Genomic DNA, 15,989 nt, shown 5'->3' with positions numbered 1-15,989 from the left:
GAATCAGGCGGTGGCAAGGGCACCCAGTGCCGTTTCCAGATCGGGCTGCAGGTGCAGGAAGCTTTCCAGGCGCACCAGTTTCACGGTCTGGATGACGCGGGCGTTGCCCACCACCACGAACTGGATGTTGGCTTCGGTGCACTGCTTCGCCAGCTGCACCAGCACGCCGAGGCCGGAGGAATCGATGAAATCGATGTGGGTCAGATCCAGCAGCAGCGGCAGCTTGTTGCTGCCCATCTGTTCGGTGATGAACTCCTTGAACTGCTTGTCGGAATAGGCGTCGAGCTGGCCAGTGAAACTGCACAGCAGGCAGTTTTCGCGACGCTCACAGCCGCCCCGTAAGGAAACGGTCAGTCGATGCAGTTCTGGAATCGCCCCAGCCCTCGATGCGAAACGAGCGACCGAAGTGTAATGAGCGATGGCAAGGCCCAGACCGCTCGCACACAAAACCGGAACACCCGCCGGTCGATCAGGCGCGGCGTTCAGCCATCAGGGCCACGAAGCGGCCGAAGTGGTGGTCGGCGTCGTGGGGGCCAGGACTGGCTTCCGGGTGGTACTGCACGCCGAACACGGGCCGGTGGCGATGGCGCAGGGCTGCCACCGTGTTGTCGTTGAGGTTGGTATGGGTGATTTCCACCTGTGCCGCATCCAGCGAGGCGGCCGCCAAGGCGAAGCCGTGGTTCTGGCTGGTGATTTCCACCACCCCATGGCCGCCGCAGGGATGGTTGAGGCCGCGGTGGCCGTAGCCGAGCTTGTAGGTGCTGCCCCCGAGGGCCAGGCCGAGGATCTGGTGGCCCAGACAGATGCCGAACACCGGCAGGCTGGGTTGCTCGATCAGCCCCGCCGCCAGCCGGATGCCGCTCTGCACGGCGGCCGGATCTCCGGGCCCGTTGGAGAGGAACACCCCCTCCGGCTCCTGGGCCAGCACCTCGTCGAGGCTGGCGCCCGCCGGAAGCACCGTGACCGTGCAGCCGTGGGCGCTGAGCCGCTCCAGGATCGCCCGCTTGATGCCGAAGTCGATCGCTACCACCCGGTAGGGCTCAGCCGGCGCCACCTGCTGGCGCTGATCGAAGCCGGCGCCGCAGAGCTGCTGCCACACGTAGCTGGTGGGTGTGCTGACGGTTTCCGCCAGGTTCAGGCCTTCCATCGAGGGGCTCCGGCGCACCTGCTCCAGCAGGGCGGCGGCGACGGTGCCATCGCTGCTGATCGCGCCGTTCATGGCACCCCGCTCGCGCAGGTGGCGCACCAGCGCGCGGGTGTCCACGCCGGCGATGCCCACCACGCCGTGCTCCGCCAGCCAGTCGGCCAGCAGGCCTTCGGAGCGCCAGCTGCTGGCCACCGGCGCCAGCTGGCGGGCGATCACGCCGCGCACCTGCGGGGTATCGGCCTCACGGTCGTCGGCGTTGACGCCGGTGTTGCCGAGCTCCGGGTAGGTGAAGGTGACCAGCTGGCCCGCGTAGCTGGGGTCGGTGATCACCTCCTGATAGCCGGTCATGCCGGTGTTGAACACCACCTCACCGATGGTGGTGCCCACCGCACCGAAGGCCGTGCCCCGCAGCACGGTGCCATCGGCGAGCACGAGCAGGGCGGCGGAGGGGGCGGTCAAGGGGCAGGGGTAGCGCTGGTCTGATCATCCTCCTGCGCCAGGACTGCACGCAGGTCCTCGAGCCGCTGCCACGGGGCCGGGCCCGCCAGCGCCGCCAGCGCCTGCGCCAGGCCGTCCTCCACGCTCTCGGCCCTGGCAGCGGCCCAGAGCACCAGCGCCGTGTTCAGCGCCACCACGTCGCGCTGGGCGCTGCTGCCCTCCCCCCGCAACACCGCCGCCAGGATGCGCTGGTTGGTCGCCACATCGCCGCCGGCCAGCGCCTCGATCGGCGCTTCGGCCAGCCCCAGGGCGGTGGGATCGAGGCGGAGCGAGCGGATCTGCCCCTGCTCCACCAGGCGCAGCTCGCTCGGACCGGACAGCGAGGCCTCATCGAGACCGCCATGGCCGTGCACCACCACCGCCCGCTCCAGGCCGAGGCGGCAGAGGGCATCGGCCATCGGATCGAGCAGGTCGGCGCGGGCCACGCCCAGCACCTGGGCTTCCGGCCGCAGCGGATTCACCAGCGGGCCGAGCAGGTTGAACACCGTGCGCACGCCCAGACGGCGGCGGATCGGTGCCAGCCCCACAAGGGCCGGATGCCAGCCGGGGGCGAACAGAAAGGTGACACCGCTCTGCGGCAGTGCCCCCACCACGGTGGCGGCCGACGCCTTGAGGTTGAGCCCCAGCGCCTCCAGCACATCGGCGGAGCCCACCTTGCCGCTGGCGCTGCGGTTGCCGTGCTTGGCCACGGTGGCACCGCAGGCCGCCGCCACGAAGGCCACCGCCGTGGAGATGTTGAAGCTGTCGGCCCCATCCCCGCCGGTGCCGCAGGTATCCACCAGGGGAAGATCGGGGCGGGGGCAGGGCAGGGGTGCCGCCTCGCGCAGCACCGCGGCCATGGCCGCCAGTTCCCCGCCGCTGACCCCCTTGCTGCGCAGGGCCGCCAGCAGCGCACCGGTGAGTTCCGGTTCGATCGCCGCGGCGATCCAGCCCTCCATCAGGGCGGTGGCATCGGCATCGGCCAGCGGCTGGCCCTGCAGCAGGGTTTCGAGCAGCTGGGACCAGGAAAGGGTGGAACGCATCGAGCCTGAGACGTGGTGGCCTGGTTGCGGGGAAAGGGCGCCCGGCCAGAAAAAAAGCCCGGGTGCAGGACACGCCGGGCCAGGTGATGGGGACGCTTCCACTATCACCTGAGAAACGCAAATCCGCTGATCATCGGAGCACACTGAGACCGATTCCCGTCGTTCAGGGCGTGTCCTGCGCGGCGGTGTCGAAGCCGCTGCCCACCGCCTGGCCCTCGGCGGCCGCAACCGGGCCGGGCCGGTAGCCGCCTTCCCACAACGCCCGCGTGCGGCGGTGCAGCTCCTCGCGGTTAAGGCCCCAGTGGGCCAGGGTCTTGGTGAGATCGGCGCGCAGATCCTCGGCGCCGGGAAAGCCGTCGTAGCGGTTCAGCAGGCGGGCCAGATCCACCAGCTGGCCGTCGCCGGGTTGGTCGCTGGCCAGCAGGCCATCCACCACCTGGCGATCGGTGCCATACAAAGGATGCGACTGGCTCTCGGGTGACGGCATGGGTAGGGGTGTGTTCGGGGCAGGGTGAGGCGCTGTGTGAGGCAGTGCGGGCGGCGGTGTGGGCGGGCCGGGGTGCTGATCTCCGCGGGGCCCGGCTCGAAGGCCTGCCACTCTCGCCCGGCCGGCGCGATCCGTAGGTTGGAGCCATTCCACCCCCCGCCATGGCCGCCATCCGCCTGGGTCTGATCTGGCGCTACCTGCGCCCCCACCGGCGGGTGCTGCTCGGCGGTGTGCTGGCCCTGGTGGTGGTGAACCTGCTGAGCGTGGCCATCCCGCTGATGGTGCGCGGGATCATCGACGACCTGCAGGACGGCTTCGCCGTGTCCTACGTGCTGAGGCAGGCCGGCTGGATCGTGCTGCTGGCCTCGCTGATGGGGGTGGCGCGGCTGGTTTCACGCCTGCTGGTGTTCGGCGTGGGGCGCCAGGTGGAGGCCAGCCTGCGCCAGCGGGTGTTCGACCACATGCTGCGCCAGGAGCCCGGCTGGGTGCAGACCACCGGCAGCGGCGAGGTGATCAGCCGCTCCACCAGCGATGTGGAGAACGTGCGACGCCTGCTCGGTTTCGCCGTGCTGAGCCTCACCAACACGGCCCTCGCCTACGCGCTCACTCTGCCGGCGATGCTGATGATCGACCCGCTGCTGACCCTGGCGGCGGTGGGTCTGTACCCCTTGATGCTGATGGTGGTGCGTCTGTTCGGCGGCCGCATGATGCGGCAGCAGCGGCGCCAGCAGGAGTGCCTGGCCAGCCTCAGCGACCTGATCCAGGAAGACCTTTCCGGCATCAGCGCCATCAAGATCTACGGCCAGGAGGTGCACGAGCAGACGGCCTTCGGCGAACGCAACGGCCGCTACCGCGACTCGGCCCTGGCCCTCTCCCGCACCCGCAGCACCCTGTTCCCGCTGCTGGAAGGCATCTCCTCGATCAGCCTGCTGCTGCTGTTGGCGATCGGCAGCGGCCAGCTGGAAAGCGGCCGCCTCAGCATCGGCAACCTGGTGGCCCTGATCCTGTTCGTGGAGCGGCTAGTGTTCCCCACCGCCCTGCTCGGCTTCACCCTCAACACCTTCCAGACCGGCCAGGTGAGCCTGGAGCGGGTGGAGGAACTGCTCGGCCGCCGGCCACGGGTGGAATCCCCGGCCGATCCGGTGCCTCCCGCCCGTGAGCGCCATGGGGCTGTCGAGGCGCGTGGTCTCACGGTCCGCTACGACGACGCCCTCCGCGAGGCCTTGAGCGACGTGAGCTTCCGCATCGCTCCCGGCGAACTGGTGGCGGTGGTGGGCCCGGTGGGCTGCGGCAAAACCACCCTGGCCCGGGCCTTAGGTCGCATGGCGGAGGTGCCGTCCGGGCAGCTGTTCATCGATGGCGTCGATGTCACGGCTCTGTCGCTGGCCGACCTGCGCGCCCAGGTGGCCCTGGTGCCCCAGGAGGGCTATCTGTTCACCGCCACCCTGGCCGACAACCTCCGCTACGGCGACCCCGACGCCAGCCTCGAGCAGGTGGAGGAAGCGGCCCGCGAGGCGCGGCTGGAAGGCGACATCCGTGGCTTCCCCGATGGCTACGGCACGCTGGTGGGGGAGCGTGGCATCACCTTGAGCGGTGGCCAGCGCCAACGCGCGGCGCTGGGCCGGGCGCTGCTGGTGGATTGCCCCCTGCTCGTGCTCGACGATGCCCTCGCCAGCGTGGACAACAACACGGCGGCGGCGATCCTGCAGTCGATCCGCGCCCAGCACGGCCGCACGATCGTGATGATCAGCCACCAGCTCTCGGCCGCCGCCGCCTGCGACCGCGTGCTGGTGCTGGAGGACGGGCGGCTGGTGCAGCAGGGCCACCACGAGGATCTGCTGGCCCTGCCCGGCACCTACCGCCGCCTCTGGGAGCGGCAGCAGGCGGAAGTTCAGCTCCAGTTGGCCTGAACCGAGACGCTCAGCTGCAGCTGGCTGAACCAAAACGAGTTGTTGAACGGAGCAGACAACCTGCCCCGGGGCGGCTTAGCTGGGGGCCGGGATCTCCCGGCCGCCAACCGTTCCCTCGTTGTCATGGATCCCCTCAAGGGCTACAACCTGCGCTGCACCCTCACCTTCGGCGACATCTACGGGCAGGTGCTGGCCTGGATGGTGGTGATTTTCGTGAGCCTGGCGGCAGGGCTCGCCTTGATGGGCTCCAGCAAGCCGATCTTCGCCTTGGTGGGCGTGGGCGTGATCCTGGTGCTGTCGCTGCCCTTCCTGCTGTTTGCGTTCACCACCACGCTGCTGAACCACATCGCCCTGCAACCGGCGGCGGACACGGAAACCCCTGCCTAGGCTCCGTTCAGCTTCCAACGACCCGTTGTTCGGACTCTTCACGACCGGCACCAGCAGCCCAAAGCAGCGGATCGTTTCCGCCACGGAGGCCCTGCCCGGTCGGGCCACGCCAATCCCCACCGCCGAACGCCACGTGGTGCTGGGCACACCGCTGCAGGCACCGCTGCAGGCCCATGAACAGGAGGCCAGCTTCGGCTGCGGCTGTTTCTGGGGCGCGGAAAAGGGCTTCTGGCGCCTGCCCGGCGTGGTCACCACGGCCGTGGGCTACGCCGCCGGCCACACCCCCAACCCCACCTACGAGGAGGTGTGCTCCGGCCGCACCGCCCACACCGAGGTGGTGCGGGTGGTGTGGGACACCCGGCGGGTCGATTTCGCCGATCTGCTCAAGCTCTTCTGGGAATGCCATGACCCCACCCAGGGCCTGGCCCAGGGCAATGACACCGGCAGCCAGTACCGCTCGGCGATTCTCTGCACCACGTCCGAGCAGCTGACGCTGGCCGAGGCCAGCCGCCGGCACTACCAGGAGCAACTCAGCGCCGCCGGCTTCCCGGCGATCACCACCGAGATCCTGATCCACAAGCCCTTCTATTTCGCCGAAACCCACCACCAGCAGTACCTGGCCCGCCCCGGCAGCCGCCCTTACTGCTCCGCCCGCCCCAGCGGTGTGCGGCTCACCGCCTTTGCCGGCGGCAACTTCCTGCTGGCGCCCGAGGTCTGGGCGCAGTACGACTGGTCGGTGCAGCACTGCGTGCTGCGCAGCTCCAACGAGCCAATCCGCCTCTGACCCAGCCTCTGGGCTGGCCCGAGCGGTTCGGCGGCCCTCCTCGACCCTTCGCTTCCACACTGGTTCTTCCCGATGACGACCGGACCCGCTGCCAGATCCGCTGCCAGCCTCCTGGCCGCCGGCCTCAGCGCCACCGTTGTGGTTCCGTTGATGCCGCCGGTTCTGGCGATGAGCTCCCCTTGGTGGGAGCACTACGAGATCCGCGAGAGTTTTCTCTGTCGCGACCAGGGACGCCTTGTGGTGGAGCGCAATGACGCTCAGGCCTCGCTGATCAGCGGCGGTTCCCGCGCCACCTTGTTCCGGGAAACCTCGCCGCTGCCGGGGGTGCGCTACGGCGACGACAACCTGCGGTTGATCCTCAGAGGCGATGAGCTCACCGTGGAGCGGCTGCCGCAGCGCTTCTCCTGCTTCCGCACCGATCAGGCCTGACACCGATGGGTTCCCTCTCCGACCGCACGGTGATCGTGTCCCTGCTCTGCACCCTGGGCCTGGTGTTTGCCCTGGTGTTCTGGTACGGCAAGCTCAACCCGGCGACGGAGGCGCCGCTGCTGTGGAAGGAGGCGCCGCCATCGCGAAGCACCCCCGCCCCCGGGCTGGAGCCGCGCGTGCCCCGGGCCAACGGCAGCGTGATCTGAGCGTGGTCGATCCCCCAGGCGAGCCCCAGGGCAAGCGCAAGCTTCACCCCCTCCCCCGCGGCCTCGTGGAGCTCTACGGACTGCTGGCCGTGCTGTTCGTTCTGGTGCCGGAGTGGATGGCCGGGGGAGCGCTGCTGGGCCTGCCTGGGGCCTCGGCTGGCGACCCGATGCCCGTGCGCGCCAGCGCCTGGCGGCGGGTGCCGGAGCTGCGGCTCGCCTCCCTCTCCCTGGCCGAACTGCGCCACACGGCGCGCCGGCTGCGGCTGTGGGGCTATGCCGGTGCCCGTCGCGAACAGCTCAGCGCCCGGGTGCTGCGGCGGCTCAAACGCAGCAAGCACTGGGAGCGCTGGCTGCCACCGGAGCTGTGATAGTTTCCATCTCGCCGGGGCGTAGCGCAGCTTGGTAGCGCACCACTTTGGGGTAGTGGGGGTCGTGGGTTCAAATCCCGCCGCTCCGATTCAGTCACACCGGTAGATCCCAGTCAGACAGCCACCTCTTCCCTAGGGGTGGCTTTTCTGTATAGGCCCGTTTAGGCCTAAACAGGCGACAGAATCGGTCCGCCTTCCGGGCCGCCCGTTTCCCTGGACGCAGTGCTCTGCGATCTGAACGCCAGGCTCAAGGCCGGTCGCCACAGGTGTGCGGTGGAGCGACGCAAGGCCAGCCTTGTGCTGCGGGCCACCCCAGCAGCCCTGCTGCAACTGGTGCGGGACCGATGAAGCATTGAGGGCTGGCACTGGATCTGCGACACCCAGCTCTACGAGGACGACCACCGCTGCCGCGGCAATGGCGCCGGCGCAATGGCCACGCTCCGAACCGCAGCGCTGAACCTGCTGCGGTTGGCCGGTTTCCAGTCGATCCTCGCTGGGATGCAGGCGTTGATGCACGGCATCACGGCGCTGCTGGTGATGGAGCGACGGCAGCCACAGCAAGATCCTTACTGAGGCTTTGAATCAACCCTGCCTTGCTGCTGGCCGCGCGGGTGCTTCGCGTCCTGCGCTGCTGCCCAATGGCTGCTGTTTTGTTTCTTCGTCCGCCCGCTCCGTGTCGCGCTCCAGAACCGTTCGCCAGCAGGGAGAGGCCCCGCCTGCCGCCAAGCTGGTGGAGGCGATCATCCAGCTGCGCTGCATTCTCTTCAGAGGCGAAGACCTGAATGTCGCTGCAGAGAAGAATGATCCCTACCTCACTGAGCTATACTGCTAACTCGACTTCAATATATTCAAAGCCGTTTAAGCTGGCGCCCGGGTGGTGAGCGCCCAGCCGGAGGCTTAAGTGTCGGCGGGGGTGTGGCGCTAAGGTCACCTCACACCAGGCGATCAGCCCTGCTTGATGAGAGCAGTCATAACAGCCGACTGACAAAATCGAGCGGAGTCAGGCCGCTGTTGCCGTCTGGATAGTTAGCGAAGCCAACCGTCACGTCGCCATACAGGGAGTTGGCTGTACTCAGCACGCTTATTGCTCCATCGCTACTGCGCGTCACATCCAAATCCTGCCAACTGGCCTTGGCACGAAATTCACCCTTTTTGTTGCGTTTGACAGTGACCTCCGAGGCGATTGCCAGGTCGCCCTCGTCGTTCAGGGCAACACTGGTGGCAGGCAAACGGTAGCTGCCGTTGTCTGTACGATAAATCCCTTCAAAGTGGGTGATCAGGTCGGTGCGATCTCGATTTCGATAAGAGAACGTCGTGTAATTCGAAAACTGACCAGTGATGCTGTCGTAATCGATCAAATAGGCCTCACCGGCAGAGACCCTGCTGGCCTCTTCGTTGAGCACCTCGCCCGACCCACCGGCAATGGTGTACTTTCCGCTGCCGTTGGCCCAAATGCCATAAGCCGTGTGCGTTACCAATGGATCGCGCTCGCCAGGGAAGCGGATGGGGGTTTGACGGCCCGTAGCCAGCTCGACGATGAAAGCAGTGGAACTGAGACTGAAATAACCCGTGAGATCGTCGACATCGGCGTTGTCGGTATTACCGACAGCCAGACCGCCATCCACAGAGTGGACAAACGTATAAGAACCCTTCACGCCCAACTGAATGGTGCCCTGCACGCTGCGCCAACCAGTGGCCGTGGAGCCGTTCAGAGCACCGGTATAAGTGAAGCCAACGATGGCAGGGTTATCAGAGCTAGGCGCTTGGTTCCCCAGGCTCCGGGTATACGCGCCCACAAGATTGCCCAGGCCGGCACCAAAGTTGTCGGGCCCATAGACGCTGGTGCCTGCAGCACCAAATCTTTTCGGCACTGCCACTGTGCTCCAGGTCCCGGAGCCACTGACACCTCGCCTCATCACCCTATCCAAGGGCCCCTGGTACACCAGGCCCACCGGGGTGGGACCCGGTGAATTGTTGGCGCCGACCAACACAAAAGTGCCCGGTGCATCACCACCCTTGAGGCCTTGTAAATAGGTGATCACCGAGGGGTCATTCCCCGGGTTGTACTGGAAGGGGGAAATAAATTGACGACGCTCGGCGGTCATGGTCAGGGGGCTGCAAAGGACTGCCGGCAGTTGGCCGTACACTTCCAGCTTGACGCACACTCCATAAGTTGGCAAAGAATGGTTAACTCCTGACAACACAACCGAAGGATCCAGCGTGCCTAGCTGAGGTCCCTATCGTTCCAACCCGAGTTTAATAGCCTTTCTTGCGACGCCTTCTTTCCCTGTCCGCCGGCGTCATTGCTCTGGCCCTCGTTGTTGACCTAACTGTCTAATGCCACAGATTCTTCCAGGTCACAAAGGTTTGTGAGGTTGACAGGGTGGTGGTGCGACCCAACAAACCAAGACCTCACACCCCATGCATCCACACCCCACTATCCGCCTGACACCGATCGATCGTGAACGCCTGATCCGTCAGCATCTCGACCAGGGCCGATGCCTTGCTGAGTTGGCTGCTGAGAACGGCATCAGTGAATGCACCACCCGCAAGTGGCTGGCACGCTTTCGCTCTGATGGACCAGCGGCACTGGCGGATCAATGCAGCATTCGCCGCAGCCAGCGGCGGAGACTCGATCCGGAGCAACAGCAGCAGGCCGTGGAACTCAAACACCAGCGCTGCAGCCTCCGAAGGATCGTCCGGCTGCTGCTGGCGCCGGTCAGCACCCTTGCCCGGGAGATGCGGCGCCTGGGGCTGAACCGACTGCGGAACCTCAACCCCTAGCGCGAAGTGCTTCTGCGTTGGCAAAGCCTTCTCAAAGAGAAGCAGTGACCGCCGGTGCAGCGATACCAGTGGGTGCAACCGGGAGACATGATCCATGTCGAGAACAAACAGCTCGCCTGGCTCAACCGTGTTGCGTACCGGCTCACCGGTGATCCACGCAAAGGACGATCCCCCGGCGCCGGCTACGAGAAGATCCATGTGGCCGAGGATGACGCCACCGATCTGTCCCACGTCGAGGTGTTGGCCGACGAGAAGGGCTCGACCACGGTGGGCTTCTTTAGCCGAGCGGTGGCCTGGTTCAACGGCCAGGGCTACCGCTACGCGGAAGCCAAGCGCTACGAATGCCGACGGGTGCTCAGCGACAACGGCTCGGCCTCCAAGTCCCATGGGTGGCGAAAGGCCTGCCAGGCCATGGGGTTGACAGCCAAGAAGACCAGGCCCTTCACCCCAGTGACCAACGGCAAGGCCGAGCGACTCATCTAGCCGCAGGCTTCTGCGAAGCAGTGGACCCTGCTGGAGGAGCGGGCCTACGTGATGCCTTACAGCAACGCAGCGGCTCTCAATGAGCCGCTGCTGGCCAACCTGCGGATCTATATCGGCCTCAGGTACCACATGGCTCTGGGTGGTCTCACCCCTCAGCAGCGGCTCGCTCAGCTGCAGGAATGAACAACCTGGTGAGAAACCACATCTAGGGCTTTGAAGTCGCGGCTGAGGTTGCGATGTTTGCTCATGAGTGGGAGCCGCCTTTCAGAGGCAGTGCCCCACCTCACCGGTTAATGGTGGGCCCTAGCCAGAAACACCGTGGCGCTCCTCACGCGGCATTGGCGCTAAGCATTAAAGTAATCTTGAATGCATGATTTGCTGTCGTGAACAGTACCGTTCAGGAGATGGGTGAGTCTGGTCAAGACGACCACGGCAACTGTAACAACGACAGCATTTTAGAGGCTGAAACCGGTCTGGCTACGCTCATCGAGGACTGGCGGAGTCAGCTGGTGGTGTGGGCCGGCAATGGAAAGCTCAGCCATGCCGCGCAGGTCGCACTTCAGCTCCCTGCAGACCACTCCGGCCTGCAGGGATTCGTGAGCAGAATCAGACGGCGTGACTTCAGCGACCTTCCCCCGGTTCGTTGTCTTGATCCAGAAGCGATGGAAGAAAGCCCCTGCGCCTATTCACCAGAGCGGCCACTGATCCTGATCAACCGGGACTGGTTGGATCATGCATTGGCGGAGCAGGTGATCGCCGTACTCAGTGAAGAGCTTGGGCATCACCTGGATGTCCTGTTTAATCCGGTGGACACCCCAGGAGATGAAGGAGAACTGTTCCTTGAATGCCTCCGTGGGGACCTCTCTGCCGAGACCATTGTGATGTATCGCCGTCACAACGAGGAAAGCGGCGTGGTGCATCTTGAAGGGGAAGATCTTATCGTTGATGAGGTAGGAGTTGGGGCTATGTGTCTGGACCTGCGCGACCTGCCCCACCAGGACGCTCCCCAGCCTTGACCTGTGCACTGATCTGCGCCGATCCTTATCACCCCCTCAGCCAGGCCCTGGCCCTACGGCTCGGGCTCCAACCGCGCCGAGCCGACGACCCGCTGAACCCAAGCGACAGCCGGGTGGTCATCCTTCAAACCGCCTCCGTGTCTCCCCTGCGCTGTGATCCAGGCCCACGGCCACTGCTTGAAGTGGCCCCCTGGCATCTCACCCTGCCGGAGTTTCGTCCTGATGCAGCTCGGCTACGGCACGCGTTCCTGTTGTCGGAGCTTAGCCACCACGACGATGCCCTCACCTTGGAGCGGCTGCTGCTCTGGCCCTACGGAAAGAGATCGATCGCCTGGCTGGACGATCAAGAACTCCTGAATGTGATCGATGCCTGGATTGACGATCCTTGGAGTGGTGAGCGCTGCCTAGAAGGACCCGAGGCTTTTGATGCCGGCCAGATGGCTGCTGCCATCAGCTCGGCTCTTCAGAATGCCATCAGCAGCGCCGCAGGGTTTGCCGCGCTGAAGTTTGAAACCTGCGACCGCGATGGCGACCAGCTCCTCGATGTTGAGGAACTGCGTGTCACACTCCTGCATGCCGGCGTGAGCGCCAGCGAGGTGAACTGGGTCTTGAACGAGCTGGGCAAGCTCGATGGCATTGACGCAGTTCAGTTCAGTCAGGGTCTTGGCCATGCCCTGGAGGAGGCTTTGGCCGAACAGCAGGCCTCTGTTCAGGTCGTACAGCTCGAGTGCCCGGCTGCCGTGAGTGAACTGCTGCTTCAGGGTTGGAGGGAGGAGGCTGCCATCGCTCTCCACCAGGCATCCCCGCCCACTACAACACCGGATGCTCCCTCCGGCGTGATCCGCTGCAAGGGCAGCACCGCGCTAGCGACCTGGCTGCGCTCCAGGGTGATCGACTGGATTCCGGTGGAGATCCTGCCGGCCCTCGGTGTTCTCAGCCGGCGGGCGGGCCGCACCGAAGGCCACCCCGCTCTGCTATTCACTTACCGCCTCAGCAATGGTCAGGTCGCGCTGATTGAGCGCACGATCGATTTTCGCCACGTTGCACTGCGCTGGCGGGATGGCCCTGACGGTGGTGAGGAAATCACCTGGAGCCAGGGGGATCTCGTGCGCAGCCTCACGCTGATGGAACAGCGGATCGTGGCGGTCCGGCTGCGAGGCCATTGGGCTGAGTTCAACCGCGTCGAGGGGCTCTTCATTAAGGGCGAGCCGCTTCCCCACTGGATGGTGGTGCTGTTTCGCCGGAGCGGCCGGTTCCAGCTTGAGCAGGAGCAGCCCCGCGGACCCGCCGATCCAATCTGCCGCTGTGCTCACGTCAGCTGTGGCCGCCTGGCGGAGTTGATCAGCCAGGAGCCCGGGCCTTCCCTCACCAGCCTGGCCCGTCAGACGAAAGCGACCACCGTCTGCGGCGGTTGCATTCCCACTATCGAGAGCTGGCTGGCGGTGGGCGGCCCGATGCCTCCCGGGGTGGACGCCTCGACCTCGCCACTGAACCCGCCACTGGGCCCGTCCTTGCAGGCGCCGTCCATACAGCCGGTGGTGGCCTCCAGCCCCAGGCTGCTGCCAATCCATGATCGCCCCGCAGAGGCCAGAGCTTTTCTACAGCAGTGCTATGGGGAACAGCATCTACACGAGGTGCTCAGCCCACGCCTCAGCGAGGTGGAGGACCATCTGCAACGGGATGGGGATTATCACCACAGCTATGACGAGCTTGCTTACGGTGCGCGGCTGGCCTGGCGCAACAGCACCCGCTGCCTGGGCCGTCACCTCTGGGAAGACCTTGATGTGCGCGACCGCCGCGACCTTGAAAGCGAGGAACAGATGTTCGCCGCCATTGTTGAACACATTCAGGCGGCCACCAACGGCGGGCAGTTGCTTTCCACGATCACCGTGTTCAAGCCGGATGGGCGTCGCATCTGGAACCCCCAGTTCTGTCGCTATGCCGGATATCGACAGCCCGATGGCTCGGTGCTCGGTGACCCGATGCAACTGGAACTCACCGAGGCCCTGCTGGCCATGGGCTGGAATCCTGGCGTGTGGACCCGCTTCGATCTGCTGCCAATCGTGATCCAGCTTCCGGGCCGGCAGCCGCGCTATTTCGAACTGCCGCCGGATCTCATCCTGGAAGTGTCCATCAGCCATCCACGCTACAGCTGGTTCTCCGATCTCGATCTGCGCTGGTATGCCCTGCCAGCCGTGAGCAATTTGGCCTTCGATTGCGGTGGCATCCAGTACACCGCAGCACCCTTTAACGGCTTTTACATGGGCACTGAGATCGGCGCCAGCAACCTTGCCGATATCGATCGTTATAACCAGCTTCCGTTGATCGCAGCAAAACTCGGTCTTGATACCAGCTCCGAGCGCACACTCTGGCGAGACCAATGCGTGGTGGAACTCAATGTGGCGGTGCTCCACTCCTTCGAGCAAGCAGGGGTGCGAATGGCGGATCACCACACCCTCACGCGATCATTCATGGACTTTGCCGCCAGCGAGCACCAGTGCGGTAGACGCGTGCAGGTGGAGCCTCGCTATGTGGTTCCGCCGATCTCCGCATCACTCACTCCCACCTATCACGCCGACTTCGATGGTTCCCAGATCCTCAAGCCGAACTTCTTCCTCCAGCCCGATCCCTGGCTTGACTGCGGGGGGAATGCCACTGACGGCATCGAACCAGAGCCATCACCTGTCTGTCCATTTCACCGTGGCGGCTGAATCACTCGCACACTTCAGGGTGATAGGACTGTCTCCACCAGCCATTCAAGAGGAGTGGGTAGCCAGGAGCAGCAATCACCACTGTGGGCTACACCCAATCCACCCGGCCTTGCGCTTCTCCCTCCAAACCTTGATCGCCTCATCCCTGCTGATCTCTCTGCGGCGCTTCAGGAGCGGGATGGATGAGCCTGGCAACAGTTCACGAGACACCAGCTCGTTTCACCCGCACACACGGGATTGCCATCGACTCGGTGCTGACGCGGGCGCCAAGGTGCAGCGGGGACTTCGCCCCGCCATGCCCCGCTCCCCCGTGCCAGTCCTCAGCTTCTGAGCGGGCCCGCTCCGGCCATCGTCAACAGCTGCTGGAGGTGCTGGCATGACCACCAGCTGTGCAGCCCCCTTGCCGCTGGGGCCGTGTCCGAAACAGGCAAGGGAGGGCTCGTCACACAACGACATCGCTCTGCCAGCGGTCCACAATTGGTCCACCCCCTCAGCTGATTTGCTCCGAACCTAGGAATAGCAACGCATCTCAGCACTCTGTCTGCACTTTTCTGCCACTGAACCAGCCTTCGGGCTCACCAGCGGCAGCAACGTTCTCTGTTAAGCCGGCCCTGAGGCCGGCTTTTTTTGGCAAGGCGGCCAGTGGTGCCTCCCTAGGAGGCAGACTGGCGGCTGGCGTCGAGCAAGGTGACCTGGAGCTCCTGGCGGGCGGCGGCGCTGTGCAGCGTGCCGGCCAGCTCCCGCCAATTTCGCCACTGCTGCGCCTGCTCCTTGGCGATCTCCGCCTCCAGCCCCGGCAGGCTTTTTTCCTGCTGGCCGGGCCGCTGCGGATCGAACAGCCCCTCGCTGAGCACCTGCAGGTCGTGCAGTTCGCCCAGGTGATCCTGGGCCTGGCGCAGCAGGGCGATCCAGCGGCTCAGGGAAGGCCCCACCAGGTCTTCGAGCGGCTCGAGGGTGTAGCGCAGGGCCTTGAGGCGCTTGCGCAGCTCGTGCAGAGCCGGATCGTGCGGATCGGTGGCGAACCAGCCGTTATGCAGAAACAGGCTGGCGGCGGCCGCTGCCTGCCATTCGAGCAGCCAGCTGCGCAGCGGCTGCTCCCCCAGCGGGGTGAAGCGCGGCTGGGCCTGCCAGTGGTGCAGACGTGCCAGCAGCTTCAGGTAGGGGCCACTGCGCAGCGCCTCCTCCAGCCCCTCGAAGGCCTGCCGGCGCTCCCGCTTCAATCGCTTCAGCACCGGCCGCAGGGCTTTCTGCTCCTCTGCCGGCAAGAGGGGCATCAAGCTGCCGTGCAGCCGCTGCTGCAGCACGTCGAGGTCGCGGGTGAGGCCGGTGTGGCGCGCCACCTTGGCAATGCGCCGATCGCTGATCGTGTCGGGCAGCACCAGCGCCGGGGCGAACTGCTGCAGCACCGTACGCAGGCGTCTGAGGCTCACCCGCAGCTGATGCAGGGGTTCGGGATCGTGGTCGGCGAGGACGTCCGGCTGCAGCTTGCCCAGCCGGCGGGTCTGGCGCTGGATCAGCAGGGCGGCATGGGCGCCACTGCTGCTTGGCGGCTGCACCTCGCCAGCAGCACCTTCTGCGTCGGCGGTGTTGTCACGTTCATCCGGCGAGCTGCCGGACTCGTCGTCGGTCGTGGGTCTGTCCGTCTTGTTGTTCTTCATGGTGTTGATCTCGGCATCCATCACGTCACCCATCACGCTCTTCATCACGGTGGTCCTCACGCTGTTCATCACTGGGCGGGAGCTTGCTTGTCAACGCCG

Annotated in this window: 21 protein-coding genes and 1 tRNA gene; 15 read left to right on the top strand and 7 right to left on the bottom strand. The window is 65.5% G+C overall.

The features are described 5' to 3' along the window. Positions 1-3 precede the first annotated feature (3 nt). From KQ303_RS13000 to KQ303_RS12985, 4 genes are all read right to left on the bottom strand, one after another. The gene (locus tag KQ303_RS13000) at positions 4-354 is read right to left on the bottom strand and encodes an STAS domain-containing protein (RefSeq protein WP_094513062.1); all 351 of its coding nucleotides are present in this window, start codon (positions 352-354) and stop codon (positions 4-6) included. Between the two features lie 115 nt (positions 355-469). Beyond that, positions 470-1,606, bottom strand: coding sequence for a glutamine-hydrolyzing carbamoyl-phosphate synthase small subunit (gene carA, locus KQ303_RS12995; protein WP_259730610.1), 1,137 nt, complete (start codon positions 1,604-1,606; stop codon positions 470-472). Next, positions 1,603-2,667, bottom strand: coding sequence for an anthranilate phosphoribosyltransferase (trpD, locus tag KQ303_RS12990; protein WP_259730609.1), 1,065 nt, complete (start codon positions 2,665-2,667; stop codon positions 1,603-1,605). The genes carA and trpD overlap by 4 nt, the downstream gene beginning before the upstream one ends. Positions 2,668-2,830: 163 nt before the next feature. After that, entirely contained in the window at positions 2,831-3,154 is a 324-nt protein-coding gene (locus tag KQ303_RS12985; protein ID WP_094513003.1) for a DUF3288 family protein, read from the bottom strand. Between the two features lie 161 nt (positions 3,155-3,315). Between KQ303_RS12985 and KQ303_RS12980 the strand changes: the two genes are divergently transcribed. From KQ303_RS12980 to KQ303_RS12935, 10 genes are all read left to right on the top strand, one after another. Continuing rightward, on the top strand, positions 3,316-5,064 hold the full coding sequence (locus KQ303_RS12980) for an ABC transporter ATP-binding protein (protein ID WP_259730608.1): 1,749 nt from the start codon (positions 3,316-3,318) through the stop codon (positions 5,062-5,064). Positions 5,065-5,187: 123 nt separating this feature from the next. Further along, positions 5,188-5,451 carry a hypothetical protein gene (locus KQ303_RS12975; protein ID WP_259730607.1) on the top strand — a complete coding sequence of 88 codons (264 nt, stop codon included), beginning with the start codon at positions 5,188-5,190 and terminating at the stop codon, positions 5,449-5,451. 25 nt (positions 5,452-5,476) lie between these two features. Continuing rightward, positions 5,477-6,235: a peptide-methionine (S)-S-oxide reductase MsrA gene (msrA, locus tag KQ303_RS12970; protein ID WP_399233750.1), complete on the top strand. Its 759-nt coding sequence runs from the start codon at positions 5,477-5,479 to the stop codon at positions 6,233-6,235. A gap of 72 nt (positions 6,236-6,307) precedes the next feature. Beyond that, positions 6,308-6,664, top strand: coding sequence for an MliC family protein (locus KQ303_RS12965; protein WP_233133014.1), 357 nt, complete (start codon positions 6,308-6,310; stop codon positions 6,662-6,664). A 5-nt stretch (positions 6,665-6,669) separates the two neighbouring features. Then, the gene (locus KQ303_RS12960) at positions 6,670-6,870 is read left to right on the top strand and encodes a hypothetical protein (RefSeq protein ID WP_259730606.1); all 201 of its coding nucleotides are present in this window, start codon (positions 6,670-6,672) and stop codon (positions 6,868-6,870) included. A 2-nt stretch (positions 6,871-6,872) separates the two neighbouring features. Next, positions 6,873-7,238 (top strand): hypothetical protein, encoded by a 366-nt coding sequence (locus KQ303_RS12955; protein WP_259730605.1) that lies wholly within the window; start codon positions 6,873-6,875, stop codon positions 7,236-7,238. A gap of 15 nt (positions 7,239-7,253) precedes the next feature. Next, a tRNA-Pro gene (locus KQ303_RS12950) sits at positions 7,254-7,327 on the top strand. Between the two features lie 133 nt (positions 7,328-7,460). Continuing rightward, positions 7,461-7,586 (top strand): hypothetical protein, encoded by a 126-nt coding sequence (locus KQ303_RS12945; RefSeq protein ID WP_259730604.1) that lies wholly within the window; start codon positions 7,461-7,463, stop codon positions 7,584-7,586. A gap of 81 nt (positions 7,587-7,667) precedes the next feature. Continuing rightward, positions 7,668-7,811: a hypothetical protein gene (locus KQ303_RS12940; protein ID WP_198948291.1), complete on the top strand. Its 144-nt coding sequence runs from the start codon at positions 7,668-7,670 to the stop codon at positions 7,809-7,811. Positions 7,812-7,911: 100 nt separating this feature from the next. Continuing rightward, positions 7,912-8,070, top strand: a complete 159-nt coding sequence (locus KQ303_RS12935) for a hypothetical protein (protein ID WP_259730603.1) — start codon at positions 7,912-7,914, stop codon at positions 8,068-8,070. 136 nt (positions 8,071-8,206) lie between these two features. Here the strand turns inward: KQ303_RS12935 and KQ303_RS12930 are convergent, their stop codons facing one another. Further along, on the bottom strand, positions 8,207-9,343 hold the full coding sequence (locus KQ303_RS12930; RefSeq protein ID WP_259730602.1) for a hypothetical protein: 1,137 nt from the start codon (positions 9,341-9,343) through the stop codon (positions 8,207-8,209). A gap of 316 nt (positions 9,344-9,659) precedes the next feature. Between KQ303_RS12930 and KQ303_RS12925 the strand changes: the two genes are divergently transcribed. The 5 genes from KQ303_RS12925 (at position 9,660) to KQ303_RS12905 (ending at position 14,232) form a co-directional block, all read left to right on the top strand. After that, on the top strand, positions 9,660-10,022 hold the full coding sequence (locus tag KQ303_RS12925; protein ID WP_259730601.1) for a helix-turn-helix domain-containing protein: 363 nt from the start codon (positions 9,660-9,662) through the stop codon (positions 10,020-10,022). 87 nt (positions 10,023-10,109) lie between these two features. Continuing rightward, positions 10,110-10,505, top strand: a complete 396-nt coding sequence (locus KQ303_RS12920) for a DDE-type integrase/transposase/recombinase (RefSeq protein WP_259730600.1) — start codon at positions 10,110-10,112, stop codon at positions 10,503-10,505. Between the two features lie 51 nt (positions 10,506-10,556). Then, positions 10,557-10,688 (top strand): hypothetical protein, encoded by a 132-nt coding sequence (locus KQ303_RS12915; RefSeq protein WP_259730599.1) that lies wholly within the window; start codon positions 10,557-10,559, stop codon positions 10,686-10,688. Positions 10,689-10,888: 200 nt separating this feature from the next. Further along, positions 10,889-11,521, top strand: coding sequence for a hypothetical protein (locus KQ303_RS12910; RefSeq protein WP_259730598.1), 633 nt, complete (start codon positions 10,889-10,891; stop codon positions 11,519-11,521). Further along, positions 11,518-14,232 (top strand): nitric oxide synthase oxygenase, encoded by a 2,715-nt coding sequence (locus KQ303_RS12905; RefSeq protein WP_259730597.1) that lies wholly within the window; start codon positions 11,518-11,520, stop codon positions 14,230-14,232. The genes KQ303_RS12910 and KQ303_RS12905 overlap by 4 nt, the downstream gene beginning before the upstream one ends. 75 nt (positions 14,233-14,307) lie before the next feature. Here the strand turns inward: KQ303_RS12905 and KQ303_RS14820 are convergent, their stop codons facing one another. Both KQ303_RS14820 and KQ303_RS12900 read right to left on the bottom strand, forming a co-directional pair. After that, the gene (locus KQ303_RS14820; RefSeq protein ID WP_399233743.1) at positions 14,308-14,442 is read right to left on the bottom strand and encodes a DUF1651 domain-containing protein; all 135 of its coding nucleotides are present in this window, start codon (positions 14,440-14,442) and stop codon (positions 14,308-14,310) included. A 443-nt stretch (positions 14,443-14,885) separates the two neighbouring features. Next, positions 14,886-15,959, bottom strand: coding sequence for a CHAD domain-containing protein (locus KQ303_RS12900; RefSeq protein WP_259730596.1), 1,074 nt, complete (start codon positions 15,957-15,959; stop codon positions 14,886-14,888). Positions 15,960-15,989: the final 30 nt, after the last annotated feature.

It is taken from the genome of Synechococcus sp. CS-1333, from assembly GCF_025128015.1.
Taxonomy (GTDB): domain Bacteria; phylum Cyanobacteriota; class Cyanobacteriia; order PCC-6307; family Cyanobiaceae; genus MW101C3.
Note: the sequence above shows the minus strand (reverse complement) of the source record. Positions and strands in the feature narration are given on the sequence as shown.

Bases quoted from the DNA above. Each gene is read 5' to 3' on its own strand.
- trpD (WP_259730609.1), bottom strand. From the start codon at position 2,667: ATGCGTTCCACCCTTTCCTGGTCCCAGCTGCTCGAAACCCTGCTGCAG.
- KQ303_RS12960 (WP_259730606.1), top strand. From the start codon at position 6,670: ATGGGTTCCCTCTCCGACCGCACGGTGATCGTGTCCCTGCTCTGCACC.
- KQ303_RS12930 (WP_259730602.1), bottom strand. From the start codon at position 9,343: ATGACCGCCGAGCGTCGTCAATTTATTTCCCCCTTCCAGTACAACCCG.
- KQ303_RS12980 (WP_259730608.1), top strand. From the start codon at position 3,316: ATGGCCGCCATCCGCCTGGGTCTGATCTGGCGCTACCTGCGCCCCCAC.
- KQ303_RS12965 (WP_233133014.1), top strand. From the start codon at position 6,308: ATGACGACCGGACCCGCTGCCAGATCCGCTGCCAGCCTCCTGGCCGCC.
- KQ303_RS12985 (WP_094513003.1), bottom strand. From the start codon at position 3,154: ATGCCGTCACCCGAGAGCCAGTCGCATCCTTTGTATGGCACCGATCGC.
- KQ303_RS12920 (WP_259730600.1), top strand. From the start codon at position 10,110: ATGATCCATGTCGAGAACAAACAGCTCGCCTGGCTCAACCGTGTTGCG.
- KQ303_RS12925 (WP_259730601.1), top strand. From the start codon at position 9,660: ATGCATCCACACCCCACTATCCGCCTGACACCGATCGATCGTGAACGC.
- KQ303_RS12900 (WP_259730596.1), bottom strand. From the start codon at position 15,959: ATGAACAGCGTGAGGACCACCGTGATGAAGAGCGTGATGGGTGACGTG.
- KQ303_RS12915 (WP_259730599.1), top strand. From the start codon at position 10,557: ATGCCTTACAGCAACGCAGCGGCTCTCAATGAGCCGCTGCTGGCCAAC.
- KQ303_RS12940 (WP_198948291.1), top strand. From the start codon at position 7,668: ATGGCCACGCTCCGAACCGCAGCGCTGAACCTGCTGCGGTTGGCCGGT.
- KQ303_RS12975 (WP_259730607.1), top strand. From the start codon at position 5,188: ATGGATCCCCTCAAGGGCTACAACCTGCGCTGCACCCTCACCTTCGGC.